The organism is Yersinia intermedia (assembly GCF_900635455.1).
Lineage (GTDB): Bacteria > Pseudomonadota > Gammaproteobacteria > Enterobacterales > Enterobacteriaceae > Yersinia > Yersinia intermedia.
The window spans coordinates 4,182,678-4,203,162 of sequence record NZ_LR134116.1 but is presented as its reverse complement, the minus strand read 5'-3'; the positions used below and the strand labels follow the sequence as shown (position 1 = coordinate 4,203,162).

Here is a 20,485-nt window from a genome sequence, read left to right as displayed (position 1 = left end):
TCCCAAGATGAAGCGTAATATCTTGGAAGAAATTGATTTAAGACTTTATATCCTCATTTTGGCACACTGCCTTGTTCTTTGGGTATATTACGCTGGTTTTTCCTGTTTATGCTCCGCCTGATCAATAAAGGATTTTTTGCCATGATTGAGATATCGCTGGAAAATATTAATGGTATTGAGGTGATTCATGCTGCCCCTACGGGCAAACGCCAGCAGCCGCTACCGACCATTTTTTTCTATCATGGCTACACCTCATCAAAAGAGGTCTATTCCTACTTCGCCTATGCCTTCGCACAAGCTGGTTTCCGCACCCTATTGCCAGATGCGGATATGCACGGTGCGCGGTTTAACGGTGATGAATCACAGCGCTTATCCTATTTCTGGGAGATTCTGAAATCGAACATTGATGAGTTGCCTGCGATTAAACAACATTATCAACAAGCTGGATTGATTGACGGTGATCGCATTGGCGTAGCGGGTGCATCAATGGGCGGTATGACCACATTGGGGGCGTTTGCTCGCTATCCGTGGGTGAAAGTGGCCGCCGATTTTATGGGTTCAGGTGATTTTACCTCACTGGCTCGCACGTTGTTTCCACCATTGGCGGCGGGGCAGCCGGTCAACGCGGCTGAATTTGAACGTCGTTTAGCGCCACTGGCTGCTTATGAACTGAGCCATCAGTTAGAAAAAATTGCAGAGCGGCCATTATTGGTCTGGCATGGTGAGGCTGATGAAGTGGTGCCAGCGGCAGAAAGTACGCGATTGGTGCAGGCGTTAAGGGCAAGCGGGCGCGATAATCAGCTAACCTATATTACCGAGGCCGGTATTGGTCACAAAATTACCCCAAGTGCATTAAAGGCCGGAGTCACATTCTTCAGCAGGCACTTATAAAAAAGCCCCCAGAGGTCTGGGGGCAAGGGCATATCGAAGGGCTTTTTTTGGTTGTTGGTCGTCGTATTCACTGGTGTTGTATCTTTACTGCTGGGTCTAACGGTAAATCTCAGCATTTACCCGAATTGAGGTGTTGCTACCCGGCTCATGCATCTGAGTAATGTGGTATGCCGTTGCGCCGCGTTCATCAGCCATTTTGCTAATTTGTGCCACGGCGTCATCCGGTGAAACCACATTATGGTTAAGAGAAATCTCGCCGATACTGACACGCTGCTGCTGCATCGCTTCCTGGCGGCTGATTTCTGTGGCGGCAAACGTGTTGGCGGATAGGAGCAAACTGACTGTGGCTGCGATGATGAGAGTGTGTTTCATAGGTGACTCCAATATCTTATACCCGTCATACTTCAAGTAGCAGGCGCGTTGGCTGCCTTCGTTCACCCCAGTCACTTACTGGTGTAAGCTTCTGAGGATTTGCTCAGTTGCCGCCTTCCTGCAACTCGAATTATTTAGGGTATGTTTATATACTTTGAATAACTTTCGATTAGCGCTACCGCTTGTTTTGCGGTGGATGTAAATAATTCTAGTCGCTTTTGTTAATTTAAAAATACGTAGTAATTGATTCACTTGGTCAAAAAAAGTGAATGATATTTTCACTGAGCCAATGATTTTATTGAAAGATTTAATAGACTAATGGATCTACATCCATTGGTTATTTAATGAACAAAAAATGCCTTTTTAGCGAAGTAAGAGCCAGAACAAGAATAAATCCCCGTCAGTCCTTGAGTTTCAAACCGCCCGCAAGTATAGTTACGCGTCATTTTTCAGCCGCACACAAACACGTTCCTTGCCTCCATGGGCCGCGGTTGACCCTATCAGGAGGCTGAATAATCCGTAAGGAGCAATAATCGATGCGTCATTACGAAATCGTTTTTATGGTCCATCCTGACCAAAGCGAACAGGTTCCGGGCATGATCGAGCGCTATAGTGCAACTATCACTAATGCTGCTGGTACGATCCACCGTCTGGAAGACTGGGGCCGCCGTCAACTGGCTTACCCGATCAATAAACTGCACAAAGCTCACTACGTTCTGCTGAACGTTGAAGCCCCGCAGGAAGCGATCGATGAGCTGGAAACAAACTTCCGCTTCAACGACGCCGTTATCCGTAGCATGGTTATGCGCGTTAAACACGCGGTAACTGAAGCATCACCAATGGTTAAAGCGAAAGACGAACGCCGTGAGCGTCACGACTTCGCGTCAGAAGCCAATGATGATTCTGAAGCTGGGGATTCTGAAGAGTAATTGCTGTGGTGACCACTAATCGTCTGGTACTTTCTGGCACAGTGTGCAAGACGCCAGTACGAAAAGTAAGTCCTTCTGGGATTCCGCATTGTCAATTTGTGCTTGAGCACCGATCAACACAGCAGGAAGCCGGATTTAGCCGACAAACATGGTGCAGAATGCCGGTTATTGTCAGCGGACAAAAGTCACAAGCATTAACTCACAGTATAACGGTCGGCAGTCAGTTAACCGTTGAAGGCTTCATTAGCTGCCATCAAGGTCGCAATGGGCTGAACAAATTGGTTCTGCATGCCGAGCAGATTGAATTTATAGATTCTGGAGACTAGCCAAATGGCACGTTATTTCCGTCGTCGCAAGTTCTGCCGTTTTACCGCGGAAGGCGTTGTAGAGATTGATTATAAAGATATCGCTACGCTGAAAAACTATATCACTGAAAGTGGTAAAATTGTCCCGAGCCGTATTACCGGTACTCGCGCAAAATACCAGCGTCAGCTCGCCCGTTGTATCAAGCGCGCACGCTACCTGTCTTTGTTGCCGTACACTGATCGTCATCAGTAATCGGCCACTGTCCATTAACGACTTTGAGAGGATAAGGTAATGCAAGTTATTCTGCTTGATAAAGTAGCAAACCTGGGCAGCCTGGGTGACCAAGTGAACGTTAAAGCGGGCTATGCTCGTAACTTCCTGGTTCCACAAGGTAAAGCTGTTCCGGCAACTAAGAAAAACGTAGAGTTCTTTGAAGCACGCCGTGCAGAATTGGAAGCCAAATTGGCTGGCGTTCTGGCTGCTGCTGAAGCTCGCGCAACCAAAATTAACGAACTGGGCAGCGTCACCATCGCTTCTAAATCTGGCGATGAAGGCAAACTGTTCGGCTCTATCGGTACTCGTGATATCGCTGACGCAGTAACTGCGGCTGGCGTTGAAGTTACCAAGAGCGAAGTTCGTTTGCCGAATGGCGTTCTGCGTACCACAGGTGATCATGAAGTTCACTTCCAGGTACACAGCGACGTGTTCGCTAAACTGAACGTGATCGTGGTTGCAGAAGCGTAAGTTACGCTGCTGTTAACCTGCTAAAACGCCAGCCTCGTGCTGGCGTTTTGCTATTTGGTGATTGATGAAAATAGTCATCTGCATGTTGGCTCAACACGAAAAACTTAACCCGGCGCTAAAATATCAAACTTGCACTCTTCGGCGGCAACACCTGAACATTGGTAAATTTCCAGAAAAGGATTTTGTTGGTATACCCAGAGTGGTTGCCCACTGATCGATACTGACCAAGTCTTATTACCGTAGAACATATCTATCTGCCTACCTTGCGCCTGCAAGTTATAGGTACACTTCTGAAACTCACCTTGTCCCACGATGTTGTTTTTATCACTATCAATGATGATCAGCGCTTCACTAAAATTTTTAACTGAACTGTTGGGTGGAAGGGTACCTTGTAACATGCCAATCCATTCTTCATTACCAGCTGCAGGTGCACTATAAACTGCACCAGTCTGTTTAATCGTATCCACTGGTGGGCAATGCAACTGAGCTAAGGTATTAAACGATGTGAATAGCATTAAGAAAGGTAATTTGTATTTCATATCATAGTCACTCCCTCTATTTCTACCCGCTATCTTTCAGGCTACTGGTGTGTTGGCGACAGTCATGACTCTTGGGGAAGCTCATCGGGTTCTATGCGCTTGTCGCTTGGCTGCATCTTGAAATCTGTTGGGTATACGAATGTGGTTAGCAATGGTGGATGGCGTCAACCATCCAGAAAACAACCTAATTCGGGAGAGACAACGTGACAATATCAAAGAAGGTAAGGGGTAGGTCAAAAGTGGTTATCGATGGCAGCGATTAACGGTCACGGCGGTAACTGCCATCGCTCTGTCGGGTAAACAGCACTTCTGTATTATTGGTGGTTTCAATGGCCAGCGCGGCGACTACGCCTTGTGCATCCAACATAATTTTGACTTCTTGCCCAGCTTTCAGGTTACTCAATGGCTTATCGTTACCTTCAACCTGTGCCATCGCAAAAACTTCATTGACCGGCAGATTATTATCACGGAATAACTGTGCCAGCGTTTTCCCTGATTGAATTTGATAACTTTGCCAATTTCCCTGCGCCAAAGCAGGTGGTTCGGGAGCCGCCACCGTTGGAGGTGGCGGAGCATCAAGATTACCCTGTAATTGGGCTTGTAGCGGCACGCTGGTGGACGGCGCGCTCACTGGGAAGGAAAGGTTGGTGTTATCCCGCGATGCGGGCCACAGCAGTGCCAGCAGCAATACAGCGGTGGCGACAATAACCCAGCGGCGATGGAACAGAGGCAAAGGTTCCATCCATTCGAAACTGTCCGGCAAATGCCAGATTTTCAGCAGCAGACCTTTGATCCCTTTTTCTACTGTGGCGCTTGCCACGGATTCAGGTGGCACATTACCGTTTGCAGAAACGCTATCTTCAGTAGTAATAACGTCCTCCGCAGAGGCTGTATGCTCGGGCGCACTGATTTCAGGCATCAGGTTTTGTTCATCGGTAGCTTTAGGATCCGGCATGATCTTCTGCCTAATCGTCAGCCAGGTATGCAGCAGTGGCTGATAAACCCGATTATTCTTTCTTCTCCTGGGCGCGATTCTGCCCATGGTGACCTCTCTTCAACAACGTAAAACAACATAAAATTAAATATGGGCGGTAACCCCATAGGCTTCTAAGTATATACCCTTATCCCCGTTACCTTTCAAACTACAGGTTTGTTGGCCGCTTTTAATTACCCGAATCACTGACTTGAGCCATTTAACGCGATCCACGCACAGGGCGTCATTGTTTCTTTTTCTTCGACAAAAGTCATCATTCACGATGCAAGATTTTACCGCGCTCCCCTGCTGCTGTTATGCTGGCAGCTTCAATATGATGAGTGACTAAAGGAAAATCCATGACAACCCCTTCTTTTGATAGCGTTGAAGCGCAAGCGAGCTACGGAATTGGTTTACAAATCGGGCAGCAATTGCAAGAGTCCGGGCTGGAAGGTTTATTGCCAGAAGCACTGTTGGCAGGTTTGCGTGACGCGATGGAAGGGAATGCACCGACCGTCCCGGTTGATGTGATACATCGCGCACTACAAGAAGTGCACGAAAAGGCTGATAAAGTGCGTGTTGAGCGCCAGCAAGCTCTGGTAGAAGAAGGCAAAACCTTCTTAGAAGAAAATGCCAAGCGTGATGATGTGACCACCACTGAGTCTGGCTTACAGTTCTCCGTGTTGCAGGCAGGTGATGGCCCGATCCCATCCCGCCAGGACCGTGTTCGTGTGCACTATACAGGCCGTCTGGTTGACGGTACGGTATTTGATAGCTCAGTTGAACGTGGCCAGCCAGCAGAATTCCCGGTTAGTGGTGTTATTCCTGGCTGGATTGAAGCCTTATCCATGATGCCAGTAGGTTCTAAGTGGAAGTTATACATCCCGCACGGCCTGGCTTATGGTGAGCGTGGCGCGGGTGCAACTATTCCACCATTCAGCGCATTGATGTTTGAAGTGGAACTGCTGGAAATTCTGTAATTCCTGTATGCGGTGAAACCAGAAAGGGCGGCGTAATGTCGCCCTTTTGCATTTATTGATGCCGGTCATGACCAATGGCGAGATTATTCGCCTTTTAGGGCACGCGGAAATAGCAAATTGTTTTCCAGATGAATATGTTCCATTAGATCAGTTATGAATTCATTGATACCGGTGTAGAGTGCCCGCCAGGTATTGCAGGCCCCTTCTGGTGGGGTGACATTTTGTGTTAACTGTTTTACCACTTCTAGCTGCTGCCCGACCGCATCGTGTTCTGCTTCCATCACAAATATCGGCCCACTAGCCTGAGACCCCATACCACGGGTTATCATTGGGAACAGAATTTGCTCCTCTTTGTACATATGCTGGGTTAGCTCTTCTAAAATTGCAGTAAGTTCAACCGCCAGTCCACGCGGACAGGCCGGTTTCTCGCCGTGTACCCGTTCAACTTTTTCAGCCATCAGAATTAATTCCGGTAACTGCTCACGATGGCGGTTGTGGTAGCGGCTGATAATAAAATCGATGATATTAGCCAGCGGCTGCTGTTGCCAATCTTCAGATGACTGAGGTTCGGATTGCAAGGCATTCAGTTGTGCTTCCAGCTCATCGATATCCAGGTTCAGCTTATTGGCTGCCCGTAGCAGAGTCTGTTTACCACCACAGCAGAAATCGAGCTGGTGATGACGGAATAATTTTGTGGCTCGTGGGATAGCGATAGCCAGAGCACCGAGAGACTGATTGCGGTAATCCATAATGACACCTCATTGAGTAGTTAAATATCTATAACATGCATAATAAATACATGTTATAGATTGCGATATAACCACAAAGAGGTACTTGTGAAAAGTAACAGCGCGTTGAAGCGCTGTTATCCGAGATTATTTGTTCTGTAAGTCGATTTGATAAACGGCAAAGCCAATTTCATCAGTACCTTGTGCTTTCATCGGGTACTGTGCTTTTTGCTTGATAAATTCAGCGGCTTTGGCACTGGGTGACGTTTCAAAGCGGATATCCAGTGGTTGTTTACTGTCGATCGTTGCCAGACGCCAATTATTATCAGCCTGTGGGGTAACTTGCCCGTGTTTCTTGGTTTCAGCACTGATGTAAGCCGACAGTACCGCCCGGTTTTCATCAGGAGACGCAAATGCAATATGCTTATCACCCGTACCGGCAAATTTACCGCTATAAGCCCGATAATTGTTGGTCGCAATCAGGAATGTGGCTTTCGGATCGATAGGTTTACCATTAAATGTCAGGTTTTTAATCCGTTCGGTTTTATCGTTGATCAGTGCGCATTCGCCGTCATAGCGCGCAGGTTGACTGACATCGATTTCATATTTCACGCCATCGATAACATCAAAATTATAAGTGCGGAAGCCATCCCAGTTAATCAACGACTGTGGCTTACTGTTGGTCACATTAATTTGATTAAATTGTGCGGCAGAGCACTCTAACCATTGCTTAACTTCCGCCCCACTGGCTTTCACCACCACCAGAGTGTTCGGATACAGATAGAGATCGGCGGCATTACGGAAGGTCAGTTCACCTTTTTCCACTTCAACAAAACTGGCGGGATCATTTTTACGCCCGCCGGCTTTGAAGGGGGCGGCGGCAGAGAGCACCGGCAGATTGGCTAAATCAGGGTCGCCTTGAATAAAGTGTTCGGTATAGGCGCGTTGAGCATTGTTCACAATCTGCACTGTCGGGTCATCTTGGATGAGTGCCAGATAGCTGTACATATTGTCCGATGCTTTGCCGATCGGCTGACTGACGAAATCACGAGTACCCTGATGGTCTGCTGCGAGCACTTTCACCAGACTGGCATCTTCGATTGCCAGCGATTTTTGTGCTGTTTTATCGTAGATCGGGCGCGCTTCAGCTTTGGCTTCAGTAACTTGCCATGGGCCTTTATCATTATTCAGGACGAAATCAACCACCCCCAGGTGATCACCCCACTGGCCCGGCATCACTGCTGCAATACCATTTAAGGTGCCTTGAGCGATATCAGCACCTTTGATGGCGGCAAAATCTTTACTTGGGAAAACGGCATGGGCGTGACCGAACATGATGGCATCGATCCCCGGAACCTGGCTGAGATAATAAACTGAGTTTTCCGCCATGGTTTTATAAGGGTCACTGGAAAGCCCGGAGTGCGGGATAGCCACCACCAAATCAGCACCTTGCTTGCGCATTTCAGGTACCCATTTTTTGGCTGTTTCGGTGATGTCGTTAACGGTCACTTTCCCGCTCAGGTTCGCTTTATCCCATATCATCACTTGTGGCGGGACAAAACCAATATAACCAATGCGCAAGTTATGGGTTTTACCTTCACGATCTTGCACTGGTGTGTCAACAATCAGGTAAGGCTGGAACAGCGGCTTACCGGTTTTCACATCAATCACGTTGGCATTCACATAGGGGAATTTTGCGCCAGCCAGCGATTTCTTCAGATAGTCCAGACCATAGTTAAACTCATGGTTACCGATATTCCCCACGGCATAATCCAGCGTATTCATTGCTTTGTAGACCGGGTGAATTTCTCCGGCTTTCAATCCCTTGGCTGCCATATAGTCACCAAGCGGGCTGCCTTGAATCAGGTCACCGTTATCCACCAGTACACTGTTAGTCGCTTGTTGGCGGGCTGCGCTAATCAGGCTTGCGGTGCGCACCAGACCAAACTTTTCAGTAGGTTTATCTTTGTAGTAATCAAAATCCATCATATTGCTGTGCAGGTCGGTGGTTTCCAATACCCGCAAATCAATGGTGGCAGCAGTTGCTACAGACATTGAGGTCGCGACAGCAATCAGGCTGGCAAGAAGAGATAACGTCAGCGGACGCGTGATCATGGCTTTCTCCATTAAAATCTATTCGACATGTATCGCAAAAGAATATGTAACTTTAATTAATTGCTACAACAAAGTGTGAAGTTTGGCAGAAAAGACCAGGGGATAACGCGCATAAGTTCACAGTTGCGACAGGTTAATCCCACTGATTTTATTGGCAGTTACCTACAGTGATGGCTATTTGCCAGGAATCTTATTAGTCTGCAACCCTGATGATTGAAAGCATCTACCCGCTATCTTGCAACTTGCAGGCCTGCGGGTTGCGCTTGCTGTCTTCATCTTGAAATCTATTAGACATAGATAATTAATTTTTACGTTTGCGTTCTAAACTGTATATATGGCGAACGAGTAACAAGAGCCTCTATCGGTCTAAACAATCACTATTAATTTAAACAACCACTATCAGTATCCGGCACGACTCATAATACCAAGGGGTGGATGATGTTAGAGCAAATTTGCCAGTTGGCCCGCGACGCAGGCGTGGCGATTATGGCGGTCTATCAGGGTGAGAAGCCCCTTGATGTGACCCATAAGAAAGATGATTCGCCAGTGACAGCGGCTGACCTTGCCGCTCACCAGATTATCAAAGCCGGATTGGCGGCACTGACTCCCGATATCCCACTGTTGTCTGAAGAAGATCCTCCGGTTTGGGCGGTGCGCCAACATTGGCAGCGTTACTGGCTGGTTGATCCGCTGGATGGCACTAAAGAGTTTTTGAACCGCAATGGTGAGTTTACCGTTAATATTGCGTTGATTGACCAAGGCGTTCCTGTGCTTGGCGTGGTATACACGCCGGTGACTGAAGTGATGTACAGCGCTGAGAACGGCCAGGCGTGGAAAGAGGAGTGTGGCAGGCGGATGCAGATTCAAGTGCGTGCTGCACTGCCGCCGTTAGTGGTCGTCAGCCGTTCCCACAGCGATGCTGAACTGGAAGACTATTTATCACAGTTAGGTGAGCATCAGACCGTATCAGTTGGTTCGTCACTCAAGTTTTGTCTGGTGGCGGAAGGGAAGGCGCAACTGTATCCGCGCTTTGGGCCGACCAATGTATGGGATACCGCCGCTGGGCATGCGGTAGCCATAGCAGCCGGAGCATTGGTTAACGACTGGCAGGGTAAACCACTCTCTTATACCCCTCGTGAATCTTTCCTGAACCCCGGTTTTAGAGTGTCGTTATTCTAACGGCATAGCCAAAGAGCTTGTCGTTACCGGTAGGTGGCACGCACCTGAATCAGGTGTGTGCCACGCAACAAATTACAGCCGCTTCAAGTCTGAGGCGCGATTACTGTTTCACCAATTGGTGCAATTGATCGATCACCTGCTGCACTTCCTGCGGTGTCAATGCGCCATCTTTGGCAAATTTCACATTCCCTTGTGAGTCTAACACCACAATTGCAGAGCCTTTCTCCGCCAAACCCCAGGCTTTTTTGACATTCCCGTCGCTATCGACCACAAACTGTGACCAGGGAAAGTCGCGCTTATTACTTTCAATACTGTTACGTACAAACACTGCTGTACCGATGATGGCGTCATCAGTATTGACGATTGTCGTCGTTTGGTAATGTTCGTGTGGCAGATTAGCGTGCTTAATGGCTTCCACTAAGGGGGCGTTCAGCTCTTTTGCCGAGGTGCGGCCAGCAATATGTTGGATCACACGCACTTTGCCGGGCAGTTGCGAGCTATTCCAGTTTTTGTAGCTAAACTGATCAGTAGCTTTATCATAATTTAATTCGCCTTTATCGCTGACACCCACCGGCGGTACACGCTGGTTGATTTGCAGGGAGTGAGCGCAGGCCATTAGCGGTGTGAGCAGTAGTGACAGTATAAGCAGGCTATTTTTTATCATGGTATGTCCTTGTAGGATCTTATGGGTAATATCGGGCACTAAGCCCCGCATGCAGGGTTGCCCGTAATTTTTCAAATTGCAGGTTTGTTAGCTCTTTCCTGCATCTTGAAACCTTTTGGGCATCAGTTTTCCAATAATAGGTGCAGATCAGAGGTCTGTCCTGTTTCGCTAAAGTATTTATTTCCTATACTTACTAGATGGTTATTCTGCTATTAAGTCTCATTATCTCTGTATGACTCTGTAATTTTATGTAAATCCAGCAGTAATGACTGGTTTTGGCGGAACTTAACGCCATACTCTAGGTCTATTACTCTGCAATTATATTACGTTACCTGTGATCTTGGTCGTTAAGGCGCAAGAGGGGGCGTATTGATGTCATGGGAGGGAAGTAAAACAATGAGGATCTTCCAACGTTACAATCCGGCTAAAGTGGCGATGTATGTCAAAACGCTTTTCCGGGGGAGGTTGTATATCAAGGATATGGGGGCTTTTGAGTTTGACAAGGGTAAGATTTTAATCCCGAAAGTTAGGGATAAACGCCACTTTGAGGTGATGTCAGAGGTTAATCGTCAGGTGATGCGTTTGCAGGCTGATACCCTTCTTACATAATTGCTTTGGGTATGACATTAGTCTGAACAGAATTAATTGCGGCCCCTATTTTGGGGCCGCTAATGTTTTAAATAATGACTGATTTAAACTTTCATTAAGCATCACTGCTTTCGTGTGGGGCTTTTGGCAGGATGGGGGCTGGCAGGTCACTGAGTTTAGTTACCAGCAGCTGATCGATTTTGTAGCTATCGATATCGACCACTTCAAACTTGTAGCCGGCATATTTGACGAAATCAGTGCGCTTAGGAATTTTGCGCAGCATATACATCATAAAGCCGCCGATGGTTTCATAATTGCCAGACTGCGGGAACTCATCGATATGCAGCACTCGCATGACATCCTCAATCGGGGTACCGCCCTCAATCAGCCATGAACTTTCATCACGAGCAACAATTTGCTCTTCTTGCCCCTGACCGACCAAATCCCCCATCAGCGTGGTCATCACGTCATTCAGGGTAATGATACCAACCACCAAAGCATATTCGTTGAGGATAACGGCAAAGTCTTCACCGGCGGTTTTAAAGCTCTCCAGCGCCTCGGAGAGTGTCAATGTGTCTGGCACAATCAGGGCCGAGCGAATTTGTACGCCACTGCTCAGTACCAAACTCTGGTTGCCTAATACTCGGTTCAGCAAGTCTTTAGAATCTACATAACCTACAACTTGATCGATATGGCCATCACATACCAGGAATTTAGAGTGTGGGTGGGTCGAAATCTTCTCTTTGATGCTGTCTTCGCTTTCCCGCAGATCAAAATAAATCACACTTTCACGTGAGGTCATTGAAGAAGGGACGGTACGTGACTCCAGTTCAAACACGTTTTCGATCAATTCATGTTCTTGCTTACGTAGCACGCCAGCCAATGCCCCCGCTTCCACGACGGCATAGATATCATCTGACGTGATGTCATCATTGCGCACCATTGGTAGTTTGAACAGGCGGAAGATCAAATTTGCCATCCCATTGAAGAACCAAACTAATGGGCGACAAATCATCAGACAGAAGCGCATCGGGTTGACGATCCGAACGGCAACCGCTTCAGGTGAAATCATACCGATGCGTTTCGGGGTTAAGTCTGCAAATAGAATAAATAAGCTGGTGACCAGAACAAACGAGCAAATAAAACTCACCTGATCGGCAAGCTCTGGGGACATGAAACGCTCAAACACCAATTTAAAGGAAGGAGAAAACGCGGCATCACCGACGATACCCCCCAGAATGGCGACAGCATTCAGGCCAATCTGGACCACGGTGAAGAAAATCCCCGGAGTCTCTTGTAATTTAAGTACCCGCAAGGCGTTGATGTCACCGTCATCCGCCAGAAGTTTTAGTTTAATCTTGCGCGAAGCTGCCAATGAAATCTCTGATAATGAGAAAAAGGCACTCACCGCGATTAAAAAAAGAATCAGTAAAATACTGTTTAACATAATCTGTCCGTGTCGTACCGACAATCGCGCCGGCGATCGTAAGGAAGGCCATACATTTGTTTGAGTTAAAAAATACTGTTTAAAGATAACGGCAGAAAGCCGCCATCGGGCCGTGTGAACAGCCCGAATAGTATAACCCGTCTTACTTTAAGTTGCAGCGCTGTTCGTTACTCAGCTCATCCCCAGATTTTGCAAGGTAAGGTTACTTGCTGCCTATCTGCAACTCCACGCCATTGGGGATGCCCGCCGCGATGAGCACCCGCCAGCCTTACAAATTAGGCGGCATACAAACGCCAATACCACCAAGACCACAATATCCATGTGGATTTTTGTGCAAATATTGCTGGTGGTCATCCTCGGCATAATAAAACGGCAGTGCAACCGCCACTTCACTGGTAATTACCCGGCGATCACCGGCTTGCTCCATGGCTTGCTGGAACAAGGCTTGGCTCTCTTGAGCCTGCATTTGCTGTTCAGGGGTTAAAACGTAAATAGCTGAACGATATTGTGTTCCAACATCCCCGCCCTGACGCATTCCCTGAGCCGGATCGTGATTTTCCCAGAAAATCTGCAATAGTTGCTTATAACTGATGATGGCCGGATCAAAGACAACACGAACGGCTTCGGTATGGGCCGTGCGGCCACTACAAACTTCATGATAGGTTGGATTCGGCGTAAAGCCACCGCAATAGCCTGCGGCAGTACTGTAGACGCCAGGTTGTTGCCAGAATAGGCGCTCGACGCCCCAGAAACAGCCCATGGCGAAGATGGCGACCTCCATCCCCTCAGGGACATGTGTCATAGAGTGCCCATTCACCACATGGAGAGTTGCGACCGGCATTGGTGTGAGTCGCCCTGGCAAGGCATTCGCCGCATCAATAACGGTAGTTTTGTCAAAATTTTGCACCAAAATAGGCTCCAATGTTTACAGTGAATCTGAAGTTTACAGTAAATTAATAACAAGATGTTTACAGTGAATAGGTATAGACAGTTGTATCTGATTGCGAGTTTGCACACAATAAGAGCCATTCTGCGTTAATGTATCGGCTTAAGGTAGAATTTTAGGGATAACAGGCTTAAATCGGTCTTTAAGTGCGGAATGATTGTGTAAGTGATAAAAAGTCCGTCAGATCGGTTTTACAGAGAAATATACCCAATAGATTTCAACGTGTGGGAAGGCGGCAAGGGAGATAACCCCGATGCACTTTTATCGGTTAAGTGATGCGGGCGGTAAATCGGCCCAGATCCGATTTGAACGCTGCATGTGAGGCCCCATGATGGGCCGAGTAATGAGAGCTGCCAATACACCTGCAACTTGGAAGATGGCAGGTATAAAATTAATTAGGAGTACGCGTGCCACGATACCCTATTTTGTGTTTTTTGTGCGTATTGCTCGCCACGCCTGTCGCCTACGCTGCCAATGTGCGGTTGCAGGTCGAAGGTCTTAGCGGGGATTTAGAGAGAAACGTCAGGGCGCGTTTATCAACAATTGGTACGGATGAAGTGACGTCCGATGGCCGCTTCCGCTCAAGGGTGGATGAAGCCATACGTCAGGGGTTGCGCGCGTTAGGTTATTACGACCCCACCATCACCTTTGATTTGCAGCCGCGCCCGGCACCGGCACGTTCCGTTTTAATCGCCAAAGTGGTTCCTGGTGAACCGGTTTTGATTGCTGGTGTTGATATTGTGCTACAAGGCGGGGCGAAAACCGATCCTGACTATCTGTCATTGGTACGCCGCGATACCCCTAAAATTGGCTCAGTCCTCAATCATGGCGATTTTGATAATTTCAAAAGTTCACTGACGGGGTTAGCGCTGCGCCGTGGTTATTTTGACGCCAATATGATCAAAAGTCAGTTGGGTGTTGCCGCTGAGTTGCGTAAAGCATTTTGGGATATCGATTTTGACAGTGGCGAACGCTATCGGTTTGGTAACGTGGTCTTCCAAGGCTCGCAAATCCGTGAAGATTTCCTGCAAAATTTAGTGCCTTTTCATGAGGGCGATTTTTATACCTCTGATGAACTGGCCGAGCTGAACCGCCGTTTGGCGGCGACTAACTGGTTTAACTCGGTGGTGGTCTCACCGGATTTTCGCGATGCGAGAAAAACCAAAGTCCTGCCACTGGATGCGGTCGTCACTCCACGTACCGAAAATACGGTTGAATTGGGGGGCGGTTATGCGACCGATGTTGGCCCACGTCTGACGGCCAGTTGGCGTAAACCGTGGATGAACTCCTACGGGCATAGTCTGACCACCAGTACCACACTTTCCGCGCCCGAACAGACGCTGGATTTCAGCTATCGCATTCCGTTGTTAAAAAATCCACTGGAACAGTATTACCTGTTGCAAGGGGGCTTTAAACGCACCGATCTGAATGATACAAAATCGGATACCACCACGTTGAACGTTGCCCGTTTTTGGGATCTGTCCAGTGGTTGGAAACGCTCAGTTAACCTGCGTTGGAGTTTGGATCACTTTACTCAAGGTAGTGTCACCGACACCACCATGCTGCTGTATCCGGGGGTGAATATCAGCCGTACCCGTCAGCGCGGCGGCGCTATGCCGGTGTGGGGTGATAGCCAGAATTATTCTATTGATGTCTCTGATACCACCTGGGGGTCTGACGTAGATTTTGCCATACTCCAGGCGCAAAACGTGTGGATTCGTACCTTGGGTGAGAAGAACCGTTTTGTGGTGCGGGGTAATTTGGGCTGGATTGAAACCAATGATTTCGATCGGGTACCGCCGTCACTGCGCTTCTTCGCCGGTGGAGATCGCAGTATTCGTGGCTATAAGTTCCGTGATATTTCCCCACGCGATAGCGAAGGCAAATTAACCGGTGCCTCTAAACTGGCGACCGGTACGCTCGAATATCAATATAACGTTACCGGCAGATGGTGGGGCGCAGTATTTGTCGATTCGGGTGAAGCGGTTAATGATATTCGCAAGAGTGACTTCAAAACCGGTGCCGGGGTTGGGGTCCGCTGGGCTTCTCCGGTCGGCCCGATCAAGCTAGACATCGCCAAACCTATTGGTGACAACGAAGCACATGGCGTGCAATTTTACATCGGTTTGGGGCCTGAACTATGATGTTGGTAAAGGGAGGGAGGTGGATAAAGAGACTCAGTATCGCATTTCTGCTCATTATCCTGCTGCTGGTCGGGGCTTTGGCGGGTTTGTTAGGCACCACCAGTGGTCTACATTTTGTGATAAACAGTGCCGCACGTTGGGTTCCCGGCCTGGATATCGCCAGTGTCAGTGGGGGGTGGCGTGACCTCACCTTAAAAGGCATTCAATATCAAATGCCGGGTGTCACTGTTAAAGCAGGGCAGTTCCATCTTTCATTACAGCTCTCTTGTCTAAAACGCAGTGAGTTGTGCATTAATGCACTGACGGCACAAGATATTGATGTGGTGGTGGATACCAAAGCCATGCCGCCTGCGGCACCAGCGCCTGCCAGCACCGAACCGATGGGGGAACTTAGTACTCCGTACCCCATGACATTACGCATGCTGTCGCTGAATAATGTCAAAGTCACTATTGATGACACTGCGATTTCATTAGATGAATTGCGCACCGGTGCACATTGGCAACAGCGCGCACTGGCATTAATGCCAACCAAAATCAGTGGGTTATTGATAGCTCTACCAAAAACAGTGCCTGCGATGGTGCCGGATGCCGCTAAGCCTGCGGTTGAAACGGCTATTGCGGTAAAAGAAGCGGTTGAGCAACAGGCGGTAGCGCCAGCAGAGCAGGAAACTCCGCTAGGTGAAACGCTAAAAGCGCTGTTTGCTAAACCGCTACTGCCCGAATTGCCGGACTTCCGTTTGCCGCTGGATTTACAAATTAAAGAGATCTCAGGGCAACAACTCCGGCTGACAGGTGATACCGACGTCGTTATCAGTAGCCTTTTGCTGCAAGCCAGCACACAAGAAAACCAAATAACACTGGATAAGCTGGAGATTAAATCGCCCCAGGGTGGGCTGTCAGCGCAGGGTGACGCCACGCTGACCGATAACTGGCCGGTGAGTATGGTCATCAATAGCGCGCTGAACATTGAGCCACTGAAAGGCGAAAAAGTGAAGTTAACCGTCGGTGGTGCGCTGCGCGAAAAACTCAATGTGGCACTCAATCTGTCAGGCCCGGTGAGCGCGCAACTGGATGCAGAAACTGCATTGGCACAGGCCGGTTTGCCACTGGTGCTGACTCTACAAAGCAAGCAACTGCGTTGGCCATTGAGTGGTGAGCCTCAATATCAAATTGATAATCTCAAAATGCGCCTCAATGGGCAGGCGACAGATTATGCACTCTCGATCCGTTCTGATTTTAAAGGTACTGACTTGCCACCGGCAGTGTTCACCCTTGACGGTAAAGGGAATGTCGAGCAATTCAATCTGACCCGTTTACGCCTGGCGGCATTGCAAGGTAACACTGATCTGACTGGTGTAGTGGATTGGAGTAAAGCAATCAGTTGGAACTCGGTATTAACCTTATCGGGCATTAACACCGCGAAGCAGTGGCCGGAGTGGCCAGCAAAATTGGACGGTAAAATTGTCACCCGTGGCAGTATTCATGGTGGTAGTTGGCAATTACAGGTGCCAGAGCTGGCGCTGGACGGCAATGTGAAACAAAACCGAGTGACGGCTCGTGGCTCCCTGACTGGGAATGCGGCAGGCCAGTGGCATATTCCGGGCATTAATCTGGCATTAGGCCGTAATAAATTAGATGTGAAAGGTGACCTTAGTGACACCTGGCAGCTCGATGCCAATGTGGATGCGCCACAACTTGATGGCGCGTTACCGGGATTGGGTGGAGTGGTGAAAGGCGCGCTGAAATTGCGCGGCAACCTTAAAGCACCGCAACTGCTGGCTGATCTTACCGCCAGCCGCCTGCAATGGCAGGAGCTGACCATTAACCGCATTAAGATTGACGGCGATGTTCGCTCAACGGATCAAATCCAGGGGCAGTTGGCAATCAGGGTTGAACAACTGAAGCAAGCGGATCTGGTCGTCAGTTTATTGACGCTGGATGCCCGTGGTAGCGAGAAACAGCATCAGTTGCGCCTGAATATACAAGGGGAGCCAGTCTCTGGTCAGTTGGCACTGGATGGCAGCTTCGATCGTCAGCAAGAGCGTTGGCGCGGTTCGCTCAATAATACTCGCTTCGATACGCCGGTAGGTGAATGGCGTCTAAGCCGCGCGATGTCATTGGATTACCAAAATAGCTTACAGCGAGTCACCATCGGGCCTCATTGTTGGCTTAACCCGAATGCGGAACTTTGTGCTCCTCGGGCGATTGAAGCTGGCCCAAGCGGGCAGGCGAGTGTGGTACTTAATCGCTTTGATTTAGCGATGCTCAAACCATTCCTTGGGCCGGATACCACCATGAGTGGCGTGTTCACTGGCCGGGCCGATGTTAGTTGGAAGGCCGGTGGCAGCCTGCCAGATGTACGGGTGTCGCTCAGTGGCAATGGGGTCAAAGTGCAGCAAGTGGTGCAAGGTAACCCGCTACCGATTGCTTTTGAAACGCTGAATCTCAATGGTGGCCTGACCAATGGGCAAGTGCGGGCTGACTGGTTGATTAAACTGGTAAATAACGGCCAGTTCTCTGGGCAGGTACAGGTTGCTGATCCACAAGGGCGGCGCAATTTATCCGGTAATATTGCTATCAGTAATATTTCGTTGGCAATGATTAACCCGATACTGAGTGATGGTGAAAAAGCCGCTGGTACATTAAACGCCAATCTGCGTTTAGGGGGGAATGCGAAGAGCCCGTTAGTCTTTGGCCGTTTGGCGCTGGATAATGTCGATGTTGACGGTAGTTGGATGCCATTTGATATTACCGAAGGGCGTCTGGCGATGAATTTCGACGGTATGACCTCAACGCTAGAGGGGTTAATTCGGACGTCTCAAGGGCAGCTCAATCTATCCGGTGATGCCGACTGGCGTGATATTAATGCCTGGCGCGCTCGGATCGCCGCAAAAGGCAATAAGTTGCGGGTTACGATCCCACCAATGGTACGGATTGATGTTTCACCGGACATTGTTTTTGAAGCGACACCGCAGTTGTTCACCCTCAATGGTTCGGTTGATATCCCATGGGCGCGGATAACAGTACAAGAAGTGCCTGAAAATGCGGTAGGTGTCTCGTCAGATGAAGTGATGCTCAATAACGATCTGAAACCTATCTCCCCACGGACGGCCAGTATTCCAATCAACAGTAACCTGGTGATTCGGGTAGGTAATGATGTGCGCCTGAATGCATTTGGCTTGAAAGCCCGTTTGCAGGGTAACTTGAAAATGATTCAGGATCAGCGCGGGTTGGGCTTGAACGGGCAAATTAATATTCCATCGGGTAGCTTCCGTGCTTATGGTCAGGATTTAATCGTCAATAAAGGGATATTGCTGTTCTCCGGCCCGCCGGATCAACCGTTACTCAATATCGAAGCGATACGAAATCCAGAGGCTACAGCAGACGGCGTTACTGCCGGTGTGCGGGTTACTGGGATGGCAGATGCTCCACGGCTAGAAGTGTTCTCGGATCCGGCTATGTCACAGCAGGAAGCGTTATCTTACCTGCTGCGTGGTCAGGGGTTGAGTAATTCAGGGGCCGACAGTGGCATGATGACCTCAATGCTTATTGGTATGGGGGTTGCGCAAAGCGGTAAACTTGTGGGTAAAATCGGCGAGGCATTTGGTGTCAGTAACCTGGCACTGGATACGCAGGGAGTCGGAGATAGCTCACAAGTGGTAGTCAGTGGTTATGTCACCAAAGATCTGCAAGTAAAATACGGTGTGGGTATATTTGACTCGCTGGCGACGTTAACATTACGTTATCGGTTGATGCCAAGGTTGTATCTGGAAGCAGTGTCTGGTATTGATCAGGCATTAGATGTGCTTTATCAGTTTGAGTTCTAACAATGCGAATTATTGTCTACGGTAGTTTACGGCGCAAGCAAGGTAATAGTCATTGGATGACGGACGCCCAGTGGTTGGGTGAACATGACCTTGAAGGCTTTGATATGTACAACTTAGGTCATTATCCGGCGGTTATCCCTGGAGACGGCACTGTGCATTGTGAAGTTTATCGGATTAACTCATCTATTATGAATGAGTTAGATGAACTTAAAAGTAATACTAAGGATTACCGGCGCGAACTTATTCAGACGCCTTATGGTAGCGCGTGGATATACCTTTATCGCTTACCGCTCGAAGGTGTACCACGTATCTACAGTGGCGACTGGCTAAAACGCCATGAAGAAAGCGGCAAACCGTAAAATTAAGCTGTAATTAACAAAAAAAACACCGCTTACAGGGCGGTGTTTTTACTTTTCATGCTTAAAGCATTTTCAAAAGGTGCTTTTTGACATGCGAAACGGGAAATTACTTCTTCGCGCGTTCGAAAGAGGACAGGATCTCGGCTTTAGCAGCGGCGGCATCTTCCCAACCGTCCACTTTCACCCACTTGCCTGTTTCCAAGTCTTTGTAATGTTCAAAGAAATGTTTGATCTGTGCTTTCAGCAGTTCTGGCAGATCTTGCACGTCTTTTATGTGATCGTATTCTTTAGTCATTTTGCTGTGTGGAACCGCAACCAGCTTGGCATCTTCACCCGCTTCGTCAGTCATTTTCAACACACCAACCGGACGGCAACGGATCACTGAACCTGGTTGCAACGGATACGGTGTTGGCACCAGCACATCAACCGGGTCGCCATCTAATGACAGAGTGTTGTTGATATAACCGTAGTTACATGGATAGAACATGGCAGTAGACATGAAGCGGTCTACAAACAGCGAGCCAGTTTCTTTATCGATTTCATATTTGATCGGATCCGCATTCGCAGGGATTTCGATCACTACATAGATATCTTCTGGCAGGTCTTTACCTGCGGGTACTTGGTTCAAGCTCATGTCGGTTTCCTTTTATCAAACCAGAAATGGAGTGTTGGCTATTATAGCCAAGTCGATTTGAAAGTACTCCCATTTTTCGGACGGTTCCGCGCATGGAGCGCTATTTCCGCCTGACGGTGA

At 48.5% G+C, this 20,485-nt stretch carries 20 protein-coding genes; 11 read left to right on the top strand and 9 right to left on the bottom strand.

The window, feature by feature from the left end; all coding sequences use genetic code 11:
• The first annotated feature begins 141 nt into the window (after positions 1-141).
• Positions 142-891: an esterase gene (gene yjfP, locus EL015_RS19210; protein WP_032908030.1), complete on the top strand. Its 750-nt coding sequence runs from the start codon at positions 142-144 to the stop codon at positions 889-891.
• Between the two features lie 96 nt (positions 892-987).
• On the opposite strand, the gene EL015_RS19205 is transcribed toward yjfP, so the two are convergent.
• Complete coding sequence (locus EL015_RS19205; protein WP_005193284.1) at positions 988-1,263, bottom strand: YdgH/BhsA/McbA family protein; 276 nt, start codon at positions 1,261-1,263, stop codon at positions 988-990.
• Between the two features lie 536 nt (positions 1,264-1,799).
• Between EL015_RS19205 and rpsF the strand changes: the two genes are divergently transcribed.
• Genes rpsF through rplI form a run of 4 tightly spaced genes read left to right on the top strand, consistent with a single transcriptional unit; the run spans position 1,800 to position 3,242 of the window.
• The gene (gene rpsF / locus EL015_RS19195; protein ID WP_002210153.1) at positions 1,800-2,192 is read left to right on the top strand and encodes a 30S ribosomal protein S6; all 393 of its coding nucleotides are present in this window, start codon (positions 1,800-1,802) and stop codon (positions 2,190-2,192) included.
• Between the two features lie 5 nt (positions 2,193-2,197).
• Entirely contained in the window at positions 2,198-2,518 is a 321-nt protein-coding gene (priB, locus tag EL015_RS19190) for a primosomal replication protein N (protein ID WP_049613473.1), read from the top strand.
• A 4-nt stretch (positions 2,519-2,522) separates the two neighbouring features.
• On the top strand, positions 2,523-2,750 hold the full coding sequence (rpsR, locus tag EL015_RS19185; RefSeq protein ID WP_002210155.1) for a 30S ribosomal protein S18: 228 nt from the start codon (positions 2,523-2,525) through the stop codon (positions 2,748-2,750).
• A 39-nt stretch (positions 2,751-2,789) separates the two neighbouring features.
• Entirely contained in the window at positions 2,790-3,242 is a 453-nt protein-coding gene (gene rplI, locus EL015_RS19180) for a 50S ribosomal protein L9 (protein WP_005186343.1), read from the top strand.
• 104 nt (positions 3,243-3,346) lie between these two features.
• Here rplI and EL015_RS19175 read toward each other — a convergent pair whose 3' ends face one another.
• The gene (locus EL015_RS19175; RefSeq protein ID WP_042568689.1) at positions 3,347-3,781 is read right to left on the bottom strand and encodes a DUF3757 domain-containing protein; all 435 of its coding nucleotides are present in this window, start codon (positions 3,779-3,781) and stop codon (positions 3,347-3,349) included.
• Between the two features lie 259 nt (positions 3,782-4,040).
• Positions 4,041-4,823, bottom strand: a complete 783-nt coding sequence (locus EL015_RS19170; protein WP_005186350.1) for a LysM-like peptidoglycan-binding domain-containing protein — start codon at positions 4,821-4,823, stop codon at positions 4,041-4,043.
• A 290-nt stretch (positions 4,824-5,113) separates the two neighbouring features.
• Between EL015_RS19170 and EL015_RS19165 the strand changes: the two genes are divergently transcribed.
• The gene (locus EL015_RS19165) at positions 5,114-5,734 is read left to right on the top strand and encodes a BamJ family beta-barrel-assembly machinery protein (RefSeq protein ID WP_032906628.1); all 621 of its coding nucleotides are present in this window, start codon (positions 5,114-5,116) and stop codon (positions 5,732-5,734) included.
• 83 nt (positions 5,735-5,817) lie between these two features.
• Here EL015_RS19165 and ytfE read toward each other — a convergent pair whose 3' ends face one another.
• Entirely contained in the window at positions 5,818-6,483 is a 666-nt protein-coding gene (gene ytfE / locus EL015_RS19160) for an iron-sulfur cluster repair protein YtfE (protein ID WP_005186359.1), read from the bottom strand.
• A 126-nt stretch (positions 6,484-6,609) separates the two neighbouring features.
• The gene (locus EL015_RS19155; RefSeq protein WP_005186363.1) at positions 6,610-8,589 is read right to left on the bottom strand and encodes a bifunctional 2',3'-cyclic-nucleotide 2'-phosphodiesterase/3'-nucleotidase; all 1,980 of its coding nucleotides are present in this window, start codon (positions 8,587-8,589) and stop codon (positions 6,610-6,612) included.
• 426 nt (positions 8,590-9,015) lie between these two features.
• On the opposite strand from EL015_RS19155, the gene cysQ reads away from it, so the two are divergent.
• Positions 9,016-9,756 (top strand): 3'(2'),5'-bisphosphate nucleotidase CysQ, encoded by a 741-nt coding sequence (cysQ, locus tag EL015_RS19150; RefSeq protein ID WP_032906630.1) that lies wholly within the window; start codon positions 9,016-9,018, stop codon positions 9,754-9,756.
• A gap of 100 nt (positions 9,757-9,856) precedes the next feature.
• Here cysQ and EL015_RS19145 read toward each other — a convergent pair whose 3' ends face one another.
• Positions 9,857-10,420: a YtfJ family protein gene (locus EL015_RS19145; protein ID WP_032906631.1), complete on the bottom strand. Its 564-nt coding sequence runs from the start codon at positions 10,418-10,420 to the stop codon at positions 9,857-9,859.
• Between the two features lie 396 nt (positions 10,421-10,816).
• Between EL015_RS19145 and EL015_RS19140 the strand changes: the two genes are divergently transcribed.
• Positions 10,817-11,029, top strand: a complete 213-nt coding sequence (locus EL015_RS19140; RefSeq protein WP_032906682.1) for a DUF1107 domain-containing protein — start codon at positions 10,817-10,819, stop codon at positions 11,027-11,029.
• Between the two features lie 94 nt (positions 11,030-11,123).
• Here EL015_RS19140 and paeA read toward each other — a convergent pair whose 3' ends face one another.
• Together paeA and msrA are read right to left on the bottom strand one after the other, a co-directional pair.
• Positions 11,124-12,455: a polyamine export protein PaeA gene (paeA, locus tag EL015_RS19135; protein WP_005186376.1), complete on the bottom strand. Its 1,332-nt coding sequence runs from the start codon at positions 12,453-12,455 to the stop codon at positions 11,124-11,126.
• Positions 12,456-12,723: 268 nt separating this feature from the next.
• Positions 12,724-13,362 (bottom strand): peptide-methionine (S)-S-oxide reductase MsrA, encoded by a 639-nt coding sequence (gene msrA / locus EL015_RS19130; protein WP_072103891.1) that lies wholly within the window; start codon positions 13,360-13,362, stop codon positions 12,724-12,726.
• A gap of 446 nt (positions 13,363-13,808) precedes the next feature.
• On the opposite strand from msrA, the gene tamA reads away from it, so the two are divergent.
• Genes tamA through EL015_RS19115 form a run of 3 tightly spaced genes read left to right on the top strand, consistent with a single transcriptional unit; the run spans position 13,809 to position 19,731 of the window.
• On the top strand, positions 13,809-15,545 hold the full coding sequence (tamA, locus tag EL015_RS19125; protein WP_005186384.1) for an autotransporter assembly complex protein TamA: 1,737 nt from the start codon (positions 13,809-13,811) through the stop codon (positions 15,543-15,545).
• Positions 15,545-19,372: an autotransporter assembly complex protein TamB gene (gene tamB, locus EL015_RS19120; RefSeq protein ID WP_145550540.1), complete on the top strand. Its 3,828-nt coding sequence runs from the start codon at positions 15,545-15,547 to the stop codon at positions 19,370-19,372. Before tamA ends, tamB begins: the two co-directional genes overlap by 1 nt.
• 2 nt (positions 19,373-19,374) lie before the next feature.
• Positions 19,375-19,731, top strand: coding sequence for a gamma-glutamylcyclotransferase family protein (locus EL015_RS19115; RefSeq protein WP_005186390.1), 357 nt, complete (start codon positions 19,375-19,377; stop codon positions 19,729-19,731).
• A gap of 106 nt (positions 19,732-19,837) precedes the next feature.
• Here EL015_RS19115 and ppa read toward each other — a convergent pair whose 3' ends face one another.
• Positions 19,838-20,365, bottom strand: coding sequence for an inorganic diphosphatase (gene ppa / locus EL015_RS19110; RefSeq protein ID WP_005186394.1), 528 nt, complete (start codon positions 20,363-20,365; stop codon positions 19,838-19,840).
• Positions 20,366-20,485: the final 120 nt, after the last annotated feature.